The sequence below is a fragment of the Streptomyces sp. NPDC090021 genome (assembly GCF_044748225.1).
Lineage (GTDB): Bacteria > Actinomycetota > Actinomycetes > Streptomycetales > Streptomycetaceae > Streptomyces.
In genome coordinates this window covers 1-19,472 of sequence record NZ_JBIVFO010000063.1, presented here as the reverse complement: position 1 = coordinate 19,472, position 19,472 = coordinate 1, and the positions used below count along the sequence as shown (strand labels likewise).

Annotated in this window: 13 protein-coding genes; 5 read left to right on the top strand and 8 right to left on the bottom strand. The window is 74.1% G+C overall.

Features of this window, described 5'->3' with window-relative positions:
- Positions 1-300: 300 nt before the first annotated feature.
- A complete protein-coding gene (gene rpsO, locus ACIPXC_RS32930) occupies positions 301-588 on the bottom strand; it encodes a 30S ribosomal protein S15 (RefSeq protein ID WP_030011220.1) in 288 nt (95 codons plus the stop codon).
- A gap of 183 nt (positions 589-771) precedes the next feature.
- Positions 772-2,289, bottom strand: a complete 1,518-nt coding sequence (gene eccD / locus ACIPXC_RS32925) for a type VII secretion integral membrane protein EccD (protein ID WP_401625575.1) — start codon at positions 2,287-2,289, stop codon at positions 772-774.
- Between the two features lie 196 nt (positions 2,290-2,485).
- Between eccD and eccCa the strand changes: the two genes are divergently transcribed.
- Entirely contained in the window at positions 2,486-6,442 is a 3,957-nt protein-coding gene (eccCa, locus tag ACIPXC_RS32920; RefSeq protein WP_401625572.1) for a type VII secretion protein EccCa, read from the top strand.
- A gap of 144 nt (positions 6,443-6,586) precedes the next feature.
- Positions 6,587-6,832: a DUF397 domain-containing protein gene (locus tag ACIPXC_RS32915; protein WP_030844357.1), complete on the top strand. Its 246-nt coding sequence runs from the start codon at positions 6,587-6,589 to the stop codon at positions 6,830-6,832.
- An 89-nt stretch (positions 6,833-6,921) separates the two neighbouring features.
- Here the strand turns inward: ACIPXC_RS32915 and ACIPXC_RS32910 are convergent, their stop codons facing one another.
- The 4 genes from ACIPXC_RS32910 to eccB form a co-directional block, all read right to left on the bottom strand.
- The gene (locus ACIPXC_RS32910) at positions 6,922-7,227 is read right to left on the bottom strand and encodes a WXG100 family type VII secretion target (protein WP_030844360.1); all 306 of its coding nucleotides are present in this window, start codon (positions 7,225-7,227) and stop codon (positions 6,922-6,924) included.
- 45 nt (positions 7,228-7,272) lie between these two features.
- Complete coding sequence (locus ACIPXC_RS32905; RefSeq protein ID WP_401625568.1) at positions 7,273-7,620, bottom strand: hypothetical protein; 348 nt, start codon at positions 7,618-7,620, stop codon at positions 7,273-7,275.
- A gap of 213 nt (positions 7,621-7,833) precedes the next feature.
- On the bottom strand, positions 7,834-9,096 hold the full coding sequence (mycP, locus tag ACIPXC_RS32900; RefSeq protein WP_401625565.1) for a type VII secretion-associated serine protease mycosin: 1,263 nt from the start codon (positions 9,094-9,096) through the stop codon (positions 7,834-7,836).
- Between the two features lie 11 nt (positions 9,097-9,107).
- Positions 9,108-10,685, bottom strand: coding sequence for a type VII secretion protein EccB (eccB, locus tag ACIPXC_RS32895; RefSeq protein ID WP_401625562.1), 1,578 nt, complete (start codon positions 10,683-10,685; stop codon positions 9,108-9,110).
- A 258-nt stretch (positions 10,686-10,943) separates the two neighbouring features.
- Between eccB and eccE the strand changes: the two genes are divergently transcribed.
- The 3 genes from eccE (at position 10,944) to ACIPXC_RS32880 (ending at position 15,607) form a co-directional block, all read left to right on the top strand.
- A complete protein-coding gene (gene eccE / locus ACIPXC_RS32890) occupies positions 10,944-12,218 on the top strand; it encodes a type VII secretion protein EccE (RefSeq protein ID WP_401625559.1) in 1,275 nt (424 codons plus the stop codon).
- Complete coding sequence (locus ACIPXC_RS32885) at positions 12,215-12,913, top strand: hypothetical protein (protein ID WP_401625556.1); 699 nt, start codon at positions 12,215-12,217, stop codon at positions 12,911-12,913. The genes eccE and ACIPXC_RS32885 overlap by 4 nt, the downstream gene beginning before the upstream one ends.
- A gap of 144 nt (positions 12,914-13,057) precedes the next feature.
- Positions 13,058-15,607 carry an SCO5717 family growth-regulating ATPase gene (locus ACIPXC_RS32880; RefSeq protein ID WP_401625553.1) on the top strand — a complete coding sequence of 850 codons (2,550 nt, stop codon included), beginning with the start codon at positions 13,058-13,060 and terminating at the stop codon, positions 15,605-15,607.
- A gap of 87 nt (positions 15,608-15,694) precedes the next feature.
- On the opposite strand, the gene ACIPXC_RS32875 is transcribed toward ACIPXC_RS32880, so the two are convergent.
- Together ACIPXC_RS32875 and ACIPXC_RS32870 are read right to left on the bottom strand one after the other, a co-directional pair.
- Positions 15,695-16,651 (bottom strand): bifunctional riboflavin kinase/FAD synthetase, encoded by a 957-nt coding sequence (locus tag ACIPXC_RS32875; protein WP_401625550.1) that lies wholly within the window; start codon positions 16,649-16,651, stop codon positions 15,695-15,697.
- Between the two features lie 125 nt (positions 16,652-16,776).
- On the bottom strand, positions 16,777-19,472 hold a 2,696-nt coding region (locus ACIPXC_RS32870), incomplete at its 5' end, for a serine protease (RefSeq protein ID WP_401625547.1).

Sequence of the window (19,472 nt, the reverse complement as noted above, 5' to 3'; positions counted from 1 at the left end):
TTTCTCCATTTTCGTCGTCTCCGTCCGCCGCCCGTGTGGCGGAGGACGGTTGCGGAGAAGCGCTCCTGGCGTGCTGGCCGGTCTTCGATCGAAGCACCCGGTTCGTTGCCCGCGTGGGCATTCCGGGTGCCACTACCGAGGACCGGCGGCGTGGGAGGGCGCTCCTCCTCTTCAGTTGTGCACGTCTCGTCGTCGGACGTACACGTGCGTCCGTTCCAGACTACAAAGGGACCGGTCCGTACCGCACGTACAGCAAAGGGAGCGGCCCCCGGATGTGGGAACCGCTCCCTTCACGGCGTCTTACTTGGCGCCGGCCGCACCGCGGCGGATGCCGAGGCGCTCGACCAGCGTACGGAAGCGCTGGATGTCCTTCTTGGCCAGGTACTGCAGCAGGCGGCGACGCTGGCCGACCAGGATCAGCAGACCACGACGGGAGTGGTGGTCGTGCTTGTGGGTCTTGAGGTGCTCGGTCAGGTCCGAGATGCGGCGGGACAGCATCGCGACCTGGACCTCGGGGGAGCCGGTGTCGCCCTCCTTGGCACCGAACTCGGTGATGATCTGCTTCTTCGTAGCGGCGTCGAGCGGCACGCGTACTCCTCGTTTGGTCTTCCTTGCCACCGAGTGCCCCAGGTCTGAGTCTCTGGGGAGCTTCCGTTACTCGGGAGGCGGGGTCCGCTGGGCGCAGTCCACAGACCCCTTCGCAGGGAATCCGGGGGACGCGTACACAAACGGCCGTCACACAGCGTACCAGGCTGCCGCTCGGCCCCCGTGTCAGCTGGTGAGGGCGCGGGCCCGGGCGTACACGTCGAGCACGGCCAGGGTCAGGGGCACCAGGCTGAGCAGGACCGCCGCCTCGGTGAGGTCGAGCAGCCTTCCCCAGAAGGGTGACAGGCCCTTGCGGGGGATGACAAGCGCAATTCCCGCGAGGAGGGCCGCGCCGGCGGCGACGGCCGCGGTGAGCCAGATCGTACGGAGGTCCAGGCCGCTGCGGTCGTGCTCCACGACGAGGGCTTCGAGCAGGGCCTGCGGCGGGTGCAGGGACAGGCCCAGGATCAGCAGCGCGACGGCGGCGAGCCCGGCGGCCAGGGCGCAGACCACCTGGGAGGTGTAGCGGAAGAGGCGGGCGCGCAGCAGCATGGCGAGACCCGTGGCCAGAGCCAGGAGGCGGCCCCAGGTGTTGTCGGAGAAGCCGAGGACCGCGGCGGCGCCGACGGCGACGGCGGCGCAGCCGCCGACGAGGCCGAGGAGCATCTCGTGGCCGCGGCGGGCCTGGGCGGCGATCGCCTCGGCGTCGAGCGGGGTGCCCTGCTCGTGCTGGTCGGCGTCGGCCTGGTCGCCGTACGGGGCGGTCTCGTAGCGGTCCGGGGTCACTGCGTAGTCGACGTACTCGGCGGCTGCGCTCTGCGGTGCCGCGTAGCCGATGGGCAGGCGGGCGAAGCGGGCGGAGAGGCCGGGGAGGAAGGCGACGAGGCCGATGGCGACGGGGGCGCAGACGGCGGCGGTGTAGGTCGCGGAGGCCTCGGTGGCGATCGCGGCGAAGGTGGCGAGGGTGCCGGTGGCGGCGACGAAGGTGGCCGCGACGAAGGGGGCGTCGCCGCTGGGGGTGAGCGCGACCAGCGCGACGGAGGCCACCAGGACGCAGACGCAGCCGAGGAGGAACTGGAGCCGGCCGGGGCCCTGGCCGGCGGCCGGGCCGACGATCCCGGATCCGGCGATCAGCAGGTGCGGGAGGGCTCCGAGGCCCAGGGCCACGGCGGAGAGGCGGTCGCGGTAGACGCGGGCGCGCACCCCGGCCACGGCGGTGAGCAGGACCCCGACGGCGCCCGCGATGATCCCGGGCAGGCCGTGCATGTCGTGGCGGACGGGGTCGGCGTACCAGAGGACGAAGGCCAGCATGACGAGGAGGACCGCGGAGCCTGCGAGGCCCGCGCCGCGCAGCATGTCGTCGCTCCAGCGGTGCCGGTCGCGGACGACGGCGGAGGCGACGGCGTCGGAGACGTCGTCGAAGACGGCCGGCGGGAGGGACTCGGCGAAGGGGCGCAGGCTCAGCACCTCGCCGTCCAGGACCTGCTGGGCGGCGAGGGTGCGGGCGCCGTCGAGGACGGTCCCGGAACGGCGTACGAGGTGGAAGCCGGTCGGGGCGCCGACAGGCTGGGTCTGGCCGGTGAGGCGCAGCAGTTCGGGGTAGACGTCGGCGACGGCGATGTCCTCGGGGAGGGCGACGTCGATGCGACTGTCGGGGGCCACGACGGTGACCCTGCAGAAACCCGTCGTCCCGGCCGTACTCACCTGCGTGACCCCCTTGGTTGGTGTCCGCGCCCGTGCTCGATTCGCGGATGCGCATGCTGCGCGCGACACCCTACCGGGCGTATGAGTGACAGTCGGCAAGTAGGATCACCGTCGCGCTGGGGATACCCCCTGCGCGCCCGGGACTTGGGGGCGCCGGTTGCGACGTCCCGTCCGTTTTCGAGGGATTGATGCTCCGGTGAGCCAGATCGTCGTCAAACGCCCGCCGCGGTCCCTGCCGCCCGAGGTTCCTTCGGAGGAGCTGAGGCTGGAGGCTCCTCCCGAACTTCCGCGCGGGCAGCAGGAGGGCATGCTGATGCAGCTCCTGCCGATGCTCGGCATGGGCTCTTCCGTCGTTTTCTTCTTCATGCCGGGCGCGGCGCCCTTCATGCGCATCATGGGCGTATTGATGCTGGCGTCCACACTGGGCATGGTCGTGGCGCAGTTGGTGCGCTACCGGCGGGGTACGCAGGGGCAAATGGCGGATGTGCGCCGGGACTACCTCAAGTACCTCGCGCAGACGCGCCGTCAGGTGCGGCGGACGGCGCGGGCGCAGCGCGACGCGCAGTTGTACCTGCACCCGTCCCCGGAGCAGTTGTGGTCGGTGGTGGCGGACGGTTCGCGGCTGTGGGAGCGCCGGGTGGGCGATCCGGATTTCGGCCAGGCCAGGCTGGGGCTGGGTGCGCAGCGCCTGTCGACGCCGCTGGTGGCCCCGGAGACGGCGCCGGTGGACGAGCTGGAGCCGCTGACGGCGGGTGCGATGCAGCGCTTCCTGAAGGTGCACTCGTCGCTGGACGGGCTGCCGATGGCGGTGTCGATGCGCGCCTTCTACCACGTGGCGGTGTCCGGGGAGGCGGAGTCGGCGCGCGGCGCGGCACGGGCGATGGTCGCGCAGCTGGCGACGCTGCACTCACCCGAGGACCTGATGGTGGCCGTGGTGGCCGCGCCGGGTGCGGTGCTCTCGTGGGACTGGACGAAGTGGCTGCCGCACACGCAGTTGCCGGGGCAGGTCGACGGGGCCGGTACGAAGCGGCTGTTCGGCGACGACCTCGCCGAGCTGGAGGGGATGCTGGCGTCCCGGCTGGAGGGGCGGCCGCGGTTCAGCCGTGACGTGTCGCCGGTCCTGGACCAGCCGCATCTGGTGGTCGTGCTGGACGGCGGCATGGTGCCCCCGGACTCGGTGTTCGCGGCGGCCGAGGGGCTGCAGGGCGTCACCATCATCGAGGTGGTCGCGGGCGAGCTGGACGAGCCGCGCGGTGGTCTGTCGGTCGTGGTGCGGCCGGGCCGGCTGCGCCTGGAATCGGGTGGCGGGGTCGCGTACGAGGGTGTCCCGGACACCTTGTCGCTGCCCGCGGCGGAGGCCCTCGCCCGGCAGCTGGCGCCGCTGCGCACGGGGGGCGGGGACGACGACGAGCCGCTGCTGGCGAACCTGGACTTCACGGACCTGCTGAACCTGGGCGACGCGGCCGCGGTCGACGTGGCCCGGACCTGGCGGCCGCGGTCGGCCGGTGAGCGGCTGCGCGTGCCGATCGGTGTCGGCGAGGACGGCGCCCCGGTGATGCTGGACCTGAAGGAGGCCGCGCAGGAGGGCATGGGCCCGCACGGTTTGTGCGTGGGTGCGACCGGTTCCGGCAAGTCGGAGCTGCTGCGCACGCTGGTGCTGGGTCTGGCGGTCACGCACACCTCGGAGACGCTCAACTTCGTGCTCGCCGACTTCAAGGGCGGTGCGACCTTCACGGGCATGGGCCAGATGCCGCACGTCGCGGCGGTCATCACCAACCTGGCGGACGACCTGACGCTCGTGGACCGCATGGGCGACTCGATCCGCGGTGAGCTGCAGCGCCGTCAGGAGCTGCTGCGGTCAGCGGGCAACTACGCGAACATCCACGACTACGAGAAGGCCCGGGCGGCGGGTGCCCCGCTGGAGCCGCTGGCGTCGCTGGTGCTGGTCATCGACGAGTTCAGCGAGCTGCTGACGGCGAAGCCCGACTTCATCGACATGTTCATCCAGATCGGCCGCATCGGCCGTTCGCTGGGCGTGCACCTGCTGCTGGCCTCGCAGCGGCTGGAGGAGGGGAAGCTGCGCGGCCTGGACACGTACCTGTCGTACCGGATCGGTCTGCGGACCTTCTCGGCGGCGGAGTCGCGGACCGCGATCGGCGTGCCCGACGCCTACCACCTGCCGTCGGTGCCCGGTTCGGGCTATCTGAAGTTCGGTACGGACGAGATGGTGCGCTTCAAGGCGGCGTACGTGTCGGGCACCTACCGCTCGGGCGGGCCGGACCTCTCCGTGGGGCAGTTCCCGGTGGAGCGGCGCCCCGCGCTGTTCACGGCGGCGCCGGTGCCGGTGGTGTACGCGGCCCCGGACCCGGCGTACCTGGCGGCGCGGTCGGAGCGGGAGGACGACGCCCTGGCGGACACCGTGCTCGACGTGATCGTGAGCCGGCTGGAGGGCCAGGGCGTACCGGCGCACCAGGTGTGGCTGCCGCCGCTCGACCAGGCCCCGCCGCTGGACCAGCTGCTCCCGGCGCTGGCGCCGAGTGCCGAGCGCGGGCTGCACGCGGACGGCTACACGCGGCCCGGCGGGCTGATCGTGCCGCTCGGCCTCATCGACAAGCCGTTCGAGCAGCGGCGCGAGGTGCTGTACCGCGACTTCTCGGGTGCGGCGGGCCACCTGATGGTGGTGGGCGGTCCGCAGTCGGGCAAGTCGACGCTGATGCGGACGCTGGTGTCGTCCTTCGCGCTGACGCACACCCCGCGCGAGGTGCAGTTCTACGGGCTGGACTTCGGTGGTGGCAGCCTGTCGGCGATCGCCGACCTGCCGCACGTGGGCGGTGTCGCCTCGCGCCTGGACCCGGAGCGGGTGCGGCGCACGGTCGCGGAGGTCGGGGGCATCCTCAACCGCCGCGAGGAGTTCTTCCGCGCGAACAACATCGACTCGATCGGCACGTACCGGCGCCGGCGGGCGGCGGGAGACCTGCCGCACGAGCCGTGGGGCGACGTGTTCCTGATCGTCGACGGCTGGGGCAACTTCCGCGGCGAGTACGAGGTCCTGGAGCAGGTCGTCACCGACATCGCCGCCCGCGGTCTGGGCTACGGCATCCATGTGGTGATCACCGCGGCGCGGTACATGGAGGTGCGGGCCGCTCTGAAGGACCAGATGCTGGGCCGGCTGGAGCTGCGGCTCGGCGACACCATGGACTCCGAGTTCGACCGCAAGGTCGCAGCGAACGTCCCGCAGGGGATGCCGGGGCGCGGCCAGGTGCCGGAGAAGCTGCACTTCCTGGGTGCGCTGCCGCGGGTCGACGGTTCGCACGAGGCCGCCGACCTGTCGGAGGCCACGGCGGCCTTCGTGGAGGCGGTCCGGCAGAACTGGACGGGGCCGGCGGCTCCGGGCGTACGGCTGCTGCCGCGGCTGCTCCACGCCGACCAGTTGCCCAAGGGCGGGGAGTTCCCCGGGCGCGGGATCGCGATCGGCATCGACGAGACCGATCTGGAGCCGGTGTTCGTCGACTTCGAGACCGACCCCTTCCTGCTGGTCTTCGGTGAGAGCGAGTCGGGCAAGACCAACCTGCTGCGGCTCATCGCCAAGCAGATCGCGGAGCGGTACACCCCGGACCAGGCGCGCCTGGTCGTGGGCGACTACCGGCGGACCCTGCTCGGGTCGCTGCCGGAGGAGCACCTGCTGGAGTACGCGCCGATGGCGAGCTCCCTGCAGACGCACATGGAGGCGCTGGGCGGGGTGTTCTCGCGCCGGCAGCCGCCGGTGGACGTCACGCCGCAGCAGTTGCGCGACCGCAGCTGGTGGACGGGCCCGGACGTGTTCATCATCATCGACGACTTCGACCTGGTGGCCACGAGCCAGGGCAATCCGCTGGCGCCGCTGGTGGAGTACCTGCCCTTCGCCCGCGACACGGGTGTGCGCTTCATCATCGCGCGGAGCTCGGCGGGTGCCTCCCGCTCGATGTACGAGTCGTTCATGCAGCGGATCAAGGAGCTGGGCGCGCAGGGCATCGTCCTGTCCGGTGATCCGGCCGAGGGCGATCTGGTCGGCACGGTCCGGCCGCGTCCGATGCCGCCGGGCCGGGGCTACTTCGCCTCGCGCAAGCGGGGCACGTCGCTGGTCCAGCTCGGCCGGATGCCGGGCGGCATGTGAGCCGCCGCCCGGTGGCCGGCCACGGAACCGGCCGGCCGGCCACCGGGCGGATCGGCGGGCGGATCGGCGGGAAAACGGTCGCGGCCGGCGGCCCAGCCCCGATAATCGGCGGGGAAGACCGCACCACCGAGGGAGAGGCCGCTCATGGGCACCCAGCAGGAGAAGGACGAGCTGTACGCGCTCGACATCAGCGGTGTGGAGTGGGAGGGGCCGCCGGGGACCAGTCCGGAGGAGGAGCGGGTGGAGATCGCGCGGCTGCCCGAGGGGGCGGTGGCGATGCGGTCCTCGCTGGACCGGGAGACGGTGCTGCGCTACACGGCCGCCGAGTGGGAGGCCTTCGTACTGGGCGCCAGGGACGGCGAGTTCGATCTGGACCGCCAGGAGCCCTGAGGGGCGGCAGGACATGCCGAAGGGGCGCGCCCGTGGCGGGCGCGCCCCTTCGGCGTGCCGGGACCCGGTGACCCGGGGCCCGGGTGGGCTCAGTAGGCCTCGGTGAAGAGGGTCGAGGCCCGCTTGTCGGTGGCGCGGTAGTCGTCCTTGCCGCGCTCGATGAGCTTGGCGACCTTCTCCAGCTCGGCGTGCATGACGTCGGCCTTGGCCTTGTACTTCTTCTGGAGGTTCAGGTACTCCTGGTGCGCCTCACCGTCCCAGGTGTCCGTGACCACCTTCACGGCCTGCTCCATCTGGTCCAGGTCCTTGAGGATGTTCCCGGAGACGATCCGGATGCGGTCCGCCATCTGCTGAACGGTCTCGTACCGGACCCGGGTCCCGTCGTTCGCCGTCATGTTCTTCTCCTTCTCGCTGCGGACGAATTGGATAGGGGGCGCTGCTCAGATGCCGTCGAGACCCGAGCGCGGGCCGGAGGCGGACGGCGGCTGGACGGCGTTCTTGAACGCGGCCCGCACCTCGTCGTCCTGCGCGTTGCTGAGGTTCTTGGTCTGCGCCACGGCGTTGTGCAGGACGCCGAGGAGCCGACGGATCTCGTCGTGGCTGTCGTTCAGCGTCGACTGGGCCGTGATGAAGCCCGAGGCGCCCACACCGGTCCAGCCCGCGCTCACGGTGGCGATGATGTCGGCCAGCTCACGGGCCTGCTTGGAGACGGCGTTGCCCGTCTCCTGGATCTTGTTCTTCGCCTGGACGACCGGATCGTCCGCAAGTCCGAAGGTGTTCGTGCTCATCGAAGCTCCTCACTTCTCAATTCGCCGGCAGAACCGGCGGATTGCGCAGCGGGGCGGGCGTGCCTGGCGCGGATGTGTGTCACGCGCTCCGGACCGTCCCCCTCCGCTTCACGCGATCCCCCGATCACACTCGTGAAGCCTGGTGTCACTCTAGCCAGTTCGCGGAACAGTCCCAACACCGGTGGGCCGCTTCCGTAGACGAACTGTGACTGTTCACTGCAAACGACGTCGGCGGCTCCGGGCATCCCGGACGACCGTCGCCGTGCCCGCGATGACCGCGATCAGGACGGCGCCGACACCGAGAGCGTACGTGCCGTAGCGCTCCTGACGTTCCTGGGCCGTCTCGGAGAGCTGGAGGGCCGCCGCCTGCGGTGCGGCCGCCGGGGGTGGACCCGGGTCCGGTACGGGAGCCCTCGGGGCCTCCTGGTCCTGACTGAGGGCGCGCACCGGGTCGACGACCCCCCAACCCACGTAGTCGTCACGGCCGTTGACGGCGCGCTCGGCGGTGTTCTGGATCTGCCACACGATCTGCTGGGCGGACCAGTCGCCGTGCTCGGCGCGCAGCAGGGCGGCGACGCCGGCGACGTACGGCGCGGAGAAGCTGGTGCCGTTGTCGATGCACTGGCCGAAGCCGGGGACGGTGGAGACCATGTCGACGCCGGGCGCCGCCACCCCGATGAAGTCGCCGGGCTGGGAGAAGGCGGCGCGCTCGTTGTTGCGGTCCGAGGCGCCCACGGCGAGGACCCCGGGGAAGGCGGCCGGATAGGTCTTGCGCTTCTGGCCGCTCAGGCCGTCGTTGCCCGCCGAGGCCACGACGACGACGTCGGCGGCGAGGGCCTTCTGGACGGACTTGCCGAGCTCCGAGTCCGCGGACAGCGGGACGTCGGTGTCCTGCGAGATGTTGATGACCTGGGCGCCCTTGGACACCGCGTGGTCGATCGCCTGGCTCAGGGAGAGGGCGTTGCCCTTGCCCTGGCCGTCGTTCTGCCGGATGGGGATGATCGTGGCGTCCGGGGCGAGGCCCACGAAGCCGGTGCCCTGCTGGGGGCGCGCCGCGATCAGCCCGGCGACCTTGGTGCCGTGGCCGACGGTGTCGGTCGTGCCGTCACCGCCCTTGGGGTCGACGAAGTCCTTGCCGGCGCCGACGTCGAGGGCGCCGCTGAGCTGCGGGTTCGCCCGGTCGACACCGGTGTCGATGACGGCGACGCGGACACTCGCGCCGCTCTTGTCCTTGCCCTTGGTCTGCGCCCAGAGCTCGTCGAGGAGCAGCCGCTGGAGGGCCCAGGGCCGGTCCTCGATCTGCTTCTTCATCGGGAAGGTGCACTCCCCCGCGCCGTCGAGGCGCAGGGCGTACGGGGGGTGCGGCGCGGTGGTCGCCACCGGGGCGGCCCCGGCGACGGTCAGGGTGAGGGCGAAGGCGCCGGCGAGGACCGCGCGCCGGGGCAGGCGGCTCTGGGGCATGCGGCTCTGGGGCATCGGCGGCATCCTCACGAACCCTGCGGCTGACGTGCGGAGTTGGTGTCCAGCCGGGGGCCCTTGGAGAGGAACTCCGACCATGCGATGGGCACCATGGCGGGGGTGACACCGCCGTAGCCGAGCCTGACCTGTGCCTGGCTTGCCTCCGGGCGGCCGTCCCCGCCCGCCTTGGACTGGTCGGGGGCGCCGATCTCGGACTGCTCGGAGTCACTGTCGCCGTTGGCCTGGACGGCGTACCGCAGGCCGGTGTCGGTGACCAGGAAGAGGGAGCCGCCGGCCGTGGTCTGCTTGCCCTGGACCTGGGTGTAGAGCAGGCCGGAGCCCGGGGTGACGTACGCACTCGTGCCGCTGGCGGTGATGTCGACGGGGTAGCCGGTACCGGCCCAGGTGCTCAGCGTCTGGCTGCCCTGGCCGTCGACCGAGCGCAGGACGTTGCAGATGGTGTCGCGGTGGTGGGGACCGCTCGCCCCGGTCCCGGCGGGCGGCGCCGTCCGGTTGATCCGTTCGGTCTTCTTCTGCGGCCACCGGACGTCGCCGGCGAAGGGCGCGGCGTCCGGGTCGAGCGACTGGAGGTCGACCTCGCGGGCCTTGCCGTGCATGTTGAGGCCGTCGGTGGCCGGCGCCGAGATCAGCAGCCAGGCGACGAAGTCGGAGACCGGGGCCACCTTCCCGGGGAGGACCACGTAGTGCTGGGTCCCGGAGCCGGTCTGGGCCTTGAGTACCATGCCGACCTTGTTGTCGGCGGTGCTCAGGCCCTTGACGTCGGCGTTCGCCCCGGCCTTGCCGGGGATCGCCGGGAAGGCCAGGTCGTCCCCGGAGTTGAGGGTCCCCAGCCATTGCGGGCTGACCTGCTGCGGGGTGGCTCCGGTGCCGACCACGGCGTTGGTCATCGTTCCGGCGGCCGGGGTGCCCTCGGGGAACTTGTACTTGGCGCCGGCGGCGTCGACGAGGTAGCGCTCCTTGCCCGGGCCGGTGCTCTCCACGTACAGCGACTGGGTGTCGGTGAGCCGGCGGGCGTCGTCCGTCACGGACGCCTCGCGGTCCGCGAGGACGAAGGTGGCGGTCTGCACGCCGCGGCCGTTGCCGCCGGGCTGCTGGCAGACGGCCCAGCGCTTGGCCTTGCCGGCCTCGGCCTTGGAGGGGAGCCGGTCGGGGGCGTACGGGATGCCGATGATGGGGCCGCGGGGCGGCCTGCCCGCGTCGAGGACCTTGTCCTCGACCTGCACCACCTTGAACTTCTGCGGATCCAGCAGGAGTCGGGCGGAGGCGAGGTTCAGTACCGGGTGCAGACGCGTCTGGTCCTTGCCGCCCACCTTCGTCGTCAGGACCACGTAGCGGGTCGTCGAGTCCTTGCCGACGATGACCCTCGTGCCGGGCTCGTCCCAGCCCTTCGGAGCGGTCGGTTTGAACATGCCCCAGGCACCGAACCCGGCGAGCACGAGGGCTCCGACGATCGCCCCGGGCAGGACGGCGCGCAGGGGGCGGGGCGCCCCCTCCTCGGTGCCCGTGGCGGAGGGCTGGAGGAACGCGGCCACCGTCCGCCGCTTCGCAAAGGTGTACGCGTTGAGCTCATCACGTCGTGATGCCATGACCGTCTGCTTCTCCCCGCACGGCCCGGCCGGTGAGTACGGTCCCCGGGCCTCGATAGTCGGACCGGGCACCTACTATGCCTCTTGACGGACGGTATGCAGGGGCCGGGTAGGGTGAGGCGGCCCCTCAGGGCCTTCCACACCGGGGTAATCAGGGCTTGTTGGGGTGGATTGGGGAGATTCCGGGGCCCCGCGACGGGTGTCGCGCAGCGCCGGAACTCGTGAGGTCCTGCCCGTGAGAGGGGAAGTGCGCGAGTGATGGCCACGGCGACGGAGCCGCAGACCGGCGTGCCCGCACCCGCACGCGGCGGGGTGACGCCGCATCCGAAGTCGGGCCCCGGCCGCTTCGGTCCGTTCCGACTGCAACAACTCGTGCTGCTCCAGGTCGCGGTGGCGGGGCTGCTCGTGGCCTGGGTGGTCGAGCCGCTGCTCATGGTCCCCGTCGGCGTGCTCGCGCTCGTGCTGGTGGTGCTCGCGGTCGTACGCCGCCACCAGCGCTCCCTGCCCGAATGGATCGGCGGCGCGCTCGCGCTGCGCGCGCGGCGCCGCCGGGCCGCGTCGTTCGCCGTACCGGCGGGCACCGAGCCGGGGCTGGCGCCGCTGGTCGAGGCCGATCCCGCGCTGCGCACCCTGACGTTCAGCGACCGCGACCGGCGCCCCGTGGGGATGGTCGGCGACGGGACCTTCCTGACCGCGGTCGTCCAGGTGGACACGGACGCCACCGCGCTGCGGCCGGACCGGGCGGCGCGGCCGTTGCCGCTCGCCGTCGTGCGGGACGTCCTCGAAGTGGACGGCATCCGGCTGGAGTCCGCGCAGCTGGTGCAGCACACCCAGCCGGCGCCGGCGCCGCACCTGCCGGCCCGGTCGATGGCCACGCTCAACTACGCACCGCTGCAGGCCCGAACGGGCACTCCTGCGGTTCGGCTGACCTGGATCGCGCTCAAGCTCGACCCGGAGCTGTGCCCGGAGGCGGTCACCGCCCGCGGCGGCGGACTGGCGGGCGCGCAGCGGTGCGTGGTGCGGGCGGCGGACCAGCTGGCGAGCCGGCTGACCGGGGCCGGGTTCAGGGCCACCGTGCTGACCGAGCAGGAACTGACGGCGGCGCTCGCCACGTCCTCGTGCGCGAACCCGATGGCGATCACCCAGGCCGGCCGGTCGGCCGGCACCGGGCGGCGCACCGAGGAGACCCCGCGGACCTGGCGCTGCGACGACCGCCGGCACACGACGTACTGGATAGGCCGCTGGCCGCAGCTGGGCGGCGCCGGGGCGGCGGCGCTGCCGCAGTTCGTGGCGCTGCTGACCTCCCTGCCCGCGCTCGCCACGAACTTCAGCCTGACGATGGCTCCGGCGGAGCGGCAGGGCGTGACCCTGACCGGACACGTACGGGTGACAGGGCGCAGCGACGAGGAACTGGTCGCGGCGCGGCGGGAGTTGGAGAGGACGGCGCGGGGTGTGAAGACCGGGCTCGTCCGGCTCGACCGTGAACAGGTGCCGGGGCTGCTGGCTTCGCTGCCACTGGGAGGCGCGCGATGAGGGGCGGTTTCGGGCTGGTCGGCCCGCGGCGGGAGCGGCACGTGGTGCCCGCGGCGGACCTGGACGCGCTGGCGGTGCCCGTCGGGGACGACGGGGTCGTCATCGGTGTGGACGCCGAGGGGCGGCCGGCGGTGCTCGGTATCAACCGGCCGACGCCGTACGAGGTGACGCTGATCGGCGGGCTGTGGACGGCGCAGGTGCTGGCGCTGCGCGCGGCGGCCACGGGTGCGCGCGTCGCGGTCGAGACCGGGCGTGGGCAGGTGTGGTCCGGGCTGGCCCAGGCCGCCGGTGGCGGGCAGCAGTGCGTGACCCTGCACGAGGTGGGCCGGGTCCCTCCGCAGGGCGCGTCCGCCGGCAGCCCGGTGCTGGTCGTCCGCGACTGCGGGATGCGGCCGCCGCGCGGTCGCGTGGTGGCCGGGCCGTGGCAGTCGGTGCTGACCCTGCTGCCGTATCTGAGCCCGACGGCGCCCCGGTTGCTCCAGCAGGCGTCACTGGTGGGCGTGCAGCGGGTGTCCCCGGACGAGGCGGAGCACATCGGCCGCCTGATGCGGCTGCCGCGTCAGGCGGTCGCCTCCCTGCCGACCCTCGGCGACGGGGTGACCTTGTGGTGCACCCCGCGGGACCGGCAGTTCGTGATGACCCAGGGGACCGAGGCGGAGACCGGTCTGCTCGGTGCGGCGCGCCGCATCGACTGATGCGCGGCGCCCCCGCGGGGGCGGTCCGCCCGCCCTCCCCGTGGAGCGGGACGCGGCGGACAGGGGCGACGCGCCCCGATTAGGCTGGACGCCGGCGCGGCGTGGGTGGGCGCCGGAGCAGTGTTCGACAGACCAGGAGGACCAGTGAGCGGCGATCGGAACGAGAGGCGCGGCGGGACGTGGGACGTCCCGACGGACGATCAGTCCGACGCGGAGCTCGAGATGACGGGCGAGTTCACCATCGACTACACACCGCCGGCCTGGTACACGCAGAGCGCGCCGTCGGCCGCGTCCGCGCAGGTGCCGGGGCTCCCCGAGGGGAGCGGCTTCGAGCCGCACCGCCCGTCGGACGTGGAGTCGCCCTCCACGATACGGATCGCTCCGCCGGTGCCGCGTACCCCGTCCGACGGCGCGGGTACGGCCCAGCCGTACCCGCTCGCCGGCCCGGCCGACGCGCCGCCGTACCCGGCTCCCGAGCCGATCTCGGCTCCCGACCTGCCGTACGCGGCCCCGGCTCCGGCCGCGGCCCCGGCTCCGGCCGCGGCCGACGCACCCCAGCACCCGGCTCCCGAGCCGATCGTGGCTCCCGACCTGCCGTTCTCGGCCCCGGCCCCGGCCCCGGTCGAGACCGCGCCTCCGGTTCCGGCCCCGGTCGAGACCGCCCCTCCGGCACTCCCGGCTCCGGCTCCGGCTCCGGCTCCGGCTCCGGCTCCGGCTCCGGCTCCGGGGCAGGCTGCCGAGCCGCCCTACTCGGCTCCGGCCGCGGCGGCCCCGCTCGCGCCCCCGGCCGACGGGCTGCCGCCGCACTCGGCTCCCGAGCCGGTTGCCACCGCCGACCTGCCATTCTCGGCTCCGGCTCCAACTCCGGTCGAGACCGCGCCTCCGGCGCCCCCGGCACCAGCGCCCGAGCCGGTTGCCGCCCCCGACCTGCCGCTCTCGGCGTCGGCTCCGGCTCCCGAGCTGCCGCACTCGGCCCCTGCACCGGTCGAGCCGACGATCCCGGCCCCGGCCCCGGCCCCGGCGGAGCAGGCCGCCCCGGAGCCGGCCGACGCCGTACCCGCGCCGTTCGCGGACCTGCCGCCGGCGCCCGCGCCCGTGGTCGCGGAGCCGGCCGTCGCCGCCCCGGCCGAGGACGAGGCCGCCCCCGGAGGACGGACCGGTCCGCAGGCCACGCCTGCCGAGGGCGTGTCCGTGGTACCCCCGGCCGAGCAGGCGGCGCCTCCGGCTGCCGGGGACAGCCCCTACGGCGGGCCTCCGGCTGAACTGCCGCCGCTGCCGCCCTCGTTCGCGACCCAGGGGTCCTACGGCTTCCCGCAGCCGGTGCCCGCGCCCGCGCCGCCGCAGCCGCAGCCCCCTCAGCCGCAGCCGCAGCCCCAGCCCTCGTACGACCCCCGCGCCGCCGGCCAGTGGCCCGTCGGTCCCGGTCAGCAGCCGCCCCAGCCGCATCCGCACGACCCCCGGTACGCGGCCGGCCCCACCGGCGGCGGCGCGCCGCTCGGTTACACCGCCGCCGTCGAGCTGTCCTCGGACCGGCTGCTGCGCAACAAGCAGAAGCCCAAGAACAACAACGGCGGGGGCGGCGGCCTCTTCCGCTTCGGCGGCAAGGCGGCCGAAGCGGAGCGGCGCCGCAAGCTGGAGCTGATCCGCACGCCGGTCATGTCCTGCTACCGCATCGCCGTCATCAGCCTCAAGGGCGGCGTCGGCAAGACCACGACCACCACCGCGCTCGGCGCCACCCTCGCCACCGAGCGGCAGGACAAGATCCTGGCCATCGACGCCAACCCCGACGCCGGCACGCTCGGCCGCCGGGTCCGCCGCGAGACGGGCGCGACGATCCGGGACCTGGTCCAGGCGATCCCGTACCTGAACTCGTACATGGACATCCGCCGCTTCACCTCGCAGGCGCCCTCCGGTCTGGAGATCATCGCCAACGACGTGGACCCGGCGGTCTCCACGACCTTCAACGACGAGGACTACCGCCGCGTCATCGAGACGCTGGGCCGCCAGTACCCGATCATCCTCACCGACTCGGGCACCGGCCTCCTCTACTCCGCCATGCGCGGCGTCCTGGACCTGGCCGATCAGCTGATCATCATCTCGACCCCGTCCGTGGACGGCGCCAGCAGCGCCAGCACCACCCTCGACTGGCTCTCCGCCCACGGGTACGCGGACCTCGTCTCCCGCTCGATCACCGTCATCTCGGGGGTCCGCGAGACGGCCAAGATGATCAAGATCGAGGACATCGTGCAGCACTTCGAGACCCGCTGCCGCGGTGTCGTCGTGGTGCCCTTCGACGAGCACCTCGCGGCCGGTGCCGAGGTCGACCTCGACATGATGCGGCCCAAGACCCGTGAGGCGTACTTCAACCTCTCCGCCCTGGTGGCCGAGGACTTCCTCCGGGCCCAGCAACAGGCCCCGCAGAACCACTGGGGAGCGCCCCAGCCCCACCAGCCCCAGCCCCACCAGCCCCAGCAGCCGCAGCACCCGTCGCAGCACCCGTCGCAGCCGCAGCCGCAGCCGTACGGTCAGCCCCAGGGCCAGCCCCCGTACCAGCAGCCGCCGCAGCAGCCGGGGCCCTACGGCCGGCCCTACCCGCAGCAGCCGCAGCCTCAGCCGGGCCAGCCCTGGCACCAGCCCCCGGCCGCCCCGCCCCAGCAGCCCCAGCAGCCACTGCGCGATCCGCGACTCGGCTGACCGGCCGCACCCGCACAACAGGAAGGGCCCGTACCACCCCGGATCCGTTCGGATCACAGGGCGGTACGGGCCCTCGCCCGTTCCGCGTCAGCGCTTCAGGTCGTACGCGTCGGTCAGTACCCGCGCCCGCTTCACGTCGTCGGCGATCGCCTCCAGCAGCCCGTCCAGCGACTCGAACTTCGCCATGCCCCGCACGTACGCGAGGAAGTCGACCGCCACGTGCTTCCCGTACAGGTCCAGCCCGACCCGGTCGATCGCGTACGCCTCGACCGTCCGCTCGGTCGCGTCGAACTGCACGTTCGTCCCCACCGAGATCGCCGCGGGCATCCGCTCGCCGTCCGCCGTCAGCCAGCCCGCGTAGACCCCGTCCGCCGGGATCGCGGTGTGCGGCGGCGTCTCCACGTTCGCCGTCGGGTAGCCCAGCTCACGCCCGCGCTGCGCTCCGCGCACCACCACGCCCTCGACCCGGTGGGGGCGCCCCAGGACCTCTGCCGCGCCGTCCATGTCGCCCTCGGCGACCAGCCTGCGCGCCAGCGTCGAGGAGAACGGCACGCCGCCACCCGCCTCGCCGCGCTCCACGAGGTCCACGACCTCGACCCGGTAGTCGTAGGTGGAACCCAGTTCGCGCAGGAAGTCGACGTTCCCCGCGGCACGGTGGCCGAAGCGGAAGTTCGGTCCCTCGATGACGGCCAGGGCGTGCAGCTTGTCGACGAGCACCTTCACGATGAAGTCGGCCGGGGACAGCTGCGAGAACTCCGCGGTGAACGGGAGGATCAGCAGCGCGTCCACGCCCAGCCCGGCCATCAGCTCGGCACGCCGGTCGTACGGGGCGAGGATCGGCGGGTGGCTGCCGGGGCGGACGACCTCGCTCGGGTGCGGGTCGAAGGTGACGACGACGGACGGCACGCCGAACTCGCGCGCGGTGGCCACGGCCCGTCCGATGATCAGCTGATGTCCCCGGTGCACGCCGTCGTAGGAGCCGATGGTGACGACGCTGCGTCCCCAGTCCTGGGGGATGTCCTCCAAGCCACGCCAGCGCTGCACTGTGACCGCTCCTCGCCCGAACCCGGTTGGTCCTTGAACTGATTGCCGATTGCAGGTCTAAGACTGCCATGCCGGGGGCCGGTGCCACGCATCGGTGTCCGGGCCGGACGGCCCGCCGCGGATCCTCACGTCACATCCGCGGTGGCCCGGCCGAGCGTCTCCACCGTCCGCCGTGCGCCCGGCCCCAGCAGGGCCGCCGCCTCCGTGTGTGCCTCCGCCAGCCAGCGGGCCACCAGCACACCGAACGCGGGCTGCGCCCGGGCCAGCTCCACCGTGCGCCGCTCGAAGACCGCCGGCCCGCCGGGGGCCCGCAGCAGCTGCCGTCCGGTGCGGCGCAGCAGCTCCCGCGTACGGTCCTCCGGGCGCGCCCCGGCCCCCGCCGCGACCGCCCCGAGGAACGCGTCCAGCACCAGCGGATCGGTCTCCTCCCGCAGCAGTACCCCGGCCAGCTCACCGCGCAGCGCGTACGAGGGCTCCCCGCCCGGCGCGCCCAGTACGGCCGCGAGCTCGGCCCGTACGCCGGCCGGCGCGGACCGCAGCCAGTCCAGCACCAGCGGGCGCAGCGCGGGAGCGGCGCCCGGACCCTGCTCCAGCCGCCGGTCCACGAAGGCCGCGGCGTGCCGCGCGTCCCCGGGGCTGCGGGCGAGGTGCTCCCGTACGAGTGCGGCCGCGCGCCGGGCCAGCGTCGGCGTGGTCAGCGCGGCCAGGGCGCACAGCACCTCCCCGTCGGCCCGGGCCCGCAGGGCGGCGAACACCGCGTCCTGGTCCGGCAGTACGGGCAGGGCCGCGACCAGCGCGGCGGCGGGCAGCCGGGAGCCGGGCTCGGCTTGCGCGAAGGAGGCGAGCGCGTCGGGCAGGTGGCGGGCGCGCTCCTGCGGGTCGCGCAGCAGCACGGCCAGGGCGCTGCCGTGCAGGGTGGTGTCGCCGGGCCGGGCGAGGAGTGACCGGGCGGCACGGCGCAGCAGCTCCCGGTCGGCCGGGGTGCGGACGTGGGGGGCGGTGGCGAGGCCGTACGCGGCGGCCGCGACCCTGCGCCCGGGCCGTTCGTCGTGGGCCCAGCGGTCGACGGCCCGGCACAGGGCGGAGGGCTCCTCCTCGGCGAGTACGGCGAGCAGTTCGTCGGCCCGGGGGTGCGCGGCGGTGACGAGGGCCTCGGTGAGGTCGTCCGGGGCGAGGTGGCGGTGGGTGTGCAGCAGGGCCTGCGCGGCGGTGGCGACGGTGGCCCCGGGGCGGCCGCGCAGCCGGCGGCCGTCGCCGAACCAGGCGCAGAGCAGTGGCTGCGCCCGCCGGGGGTCCCGGGCGAGCCGGCGGGCCACGGCGTCGAGGTAGCGGTCGCCGGGGACTGCCTCGGCGGGGTTCGCAGGGTCGGCGGGCAGCAGGCGGCGCAGCAGGTCGAGGCGGTCGGGCTCGGCCAGCCGGAGCCGGTTCCAGAACCGGCCGCCGAACTCCCCCGGGCCGGCCAGGGCCACGTGCTCGGCGAGGGCGTGCAGGACGGGGAGGTGGGGGTGTGCGTCGGGCAGCCGCAGCAGGGACTCGCGCAGCAGGCGGGCGGCCCACCGGGCGCGGTCGGTACCGGCCTCCGCCGGGGCCTCGGCGAAACCGTTCAGCGCGTGGACCAGTCGGGCCAGTTCCTCGCGCAGCCGGTCCGGGGCGAGTCCGCACAGGGCGTCCAGGACGGGTCCGATCCGGTGCCGGGGCACGGACGGCCCGGGCCGGGCGGGGGCGTCGTACACGAGGACGCCGAGGGCCTTCGGGACGTCGAGGTGGCCGGCCTGGAGCCAGTCGGACAGCTCCTCGTGGGCGAAGCGGTAGCCGGGCCCGGCGGGCACCAGCAGTCCCTCGGTGAGGACCGCGGAGGCCCAGCCGGTGCGCCACGGGAACAGTTCCTCGAAGGCGGCCCGGTCCAGCTGCCCGTGCCCCGCTCCCAGGCAGCGCCGGGCGGCCTCGTGCACCTGGCCGGCAACGCGGGCGGCGAGCCGCCTGACGCCGGGCCCGTGCACCGTGGCGCCTCCGGCGTCGGCGCAGGCGGCCTCCGTACGGGCCGCGGCGATACGGACGGCGCTGCGCAGGCACAGCAGGTCCAGGTGCGCGGCGAAGACCTCGTCGCGGCCGGGACGGCCGGTGGTGACCCCTGCGGCGCGGATCTGGGCGAGGAGGTGCAGGGTGAGCGGGTGCCGGGCGTCGGCCTCGCGGACGGCGTCGGCCGGGATGCCGAGACGGGCCCGGGCGGTCTCCGCCTCGGCGGCGGTCAGGTCCGTGAGGGGGAGCGACGGCGGCAGCCGCGGGGCCGGGCGGGCGGGGGTGTGCAGGGCCCCGGGCCGGTGGAGGGCGCCGGCCCGCTCCCAGTGCTCGGGGCGGGTGGCGACGACCAGCCGGGCCCCGGCGCCGCTCAGCCATGCGTCGGTGGCTTCGGTCCACGGTCCGAGGCGGTGGGCGAGTTCCGGGGGCATCTCCTCGGGGGCGTCCAGCACGACGAGGAGGGGGCGGCCCGCGCGGGCGGCGACGTGCGCGAGGTGCGTTGCCGCTCCCGCCGGGTCGCCGTCCTCCGGCCGGCTGCCGCCGGGTCCGGCCCCCGGCCGGCTGTGCGACCCGACCGGCGGCGTTCCGGCCGGGCCCGGCGTCGGCGCGCTGCCCCGGTCGGCCCGCGGCGTTGCGACAAAGGCCGGGGCCGGGGCCGGGGCCGGGGTCGGGGCGGGGACGGTTCCGGCGGGGCCGGTGCCGGTGCCGGTGGCGGTGGGTTCCGTGCCGGTGGCTTCGGCCGGGGCCGGGGTGGCTTCGGTGGGGCCGGGCGCGCGCCGGGGCGTGGGCGCGGGGGCCGCAC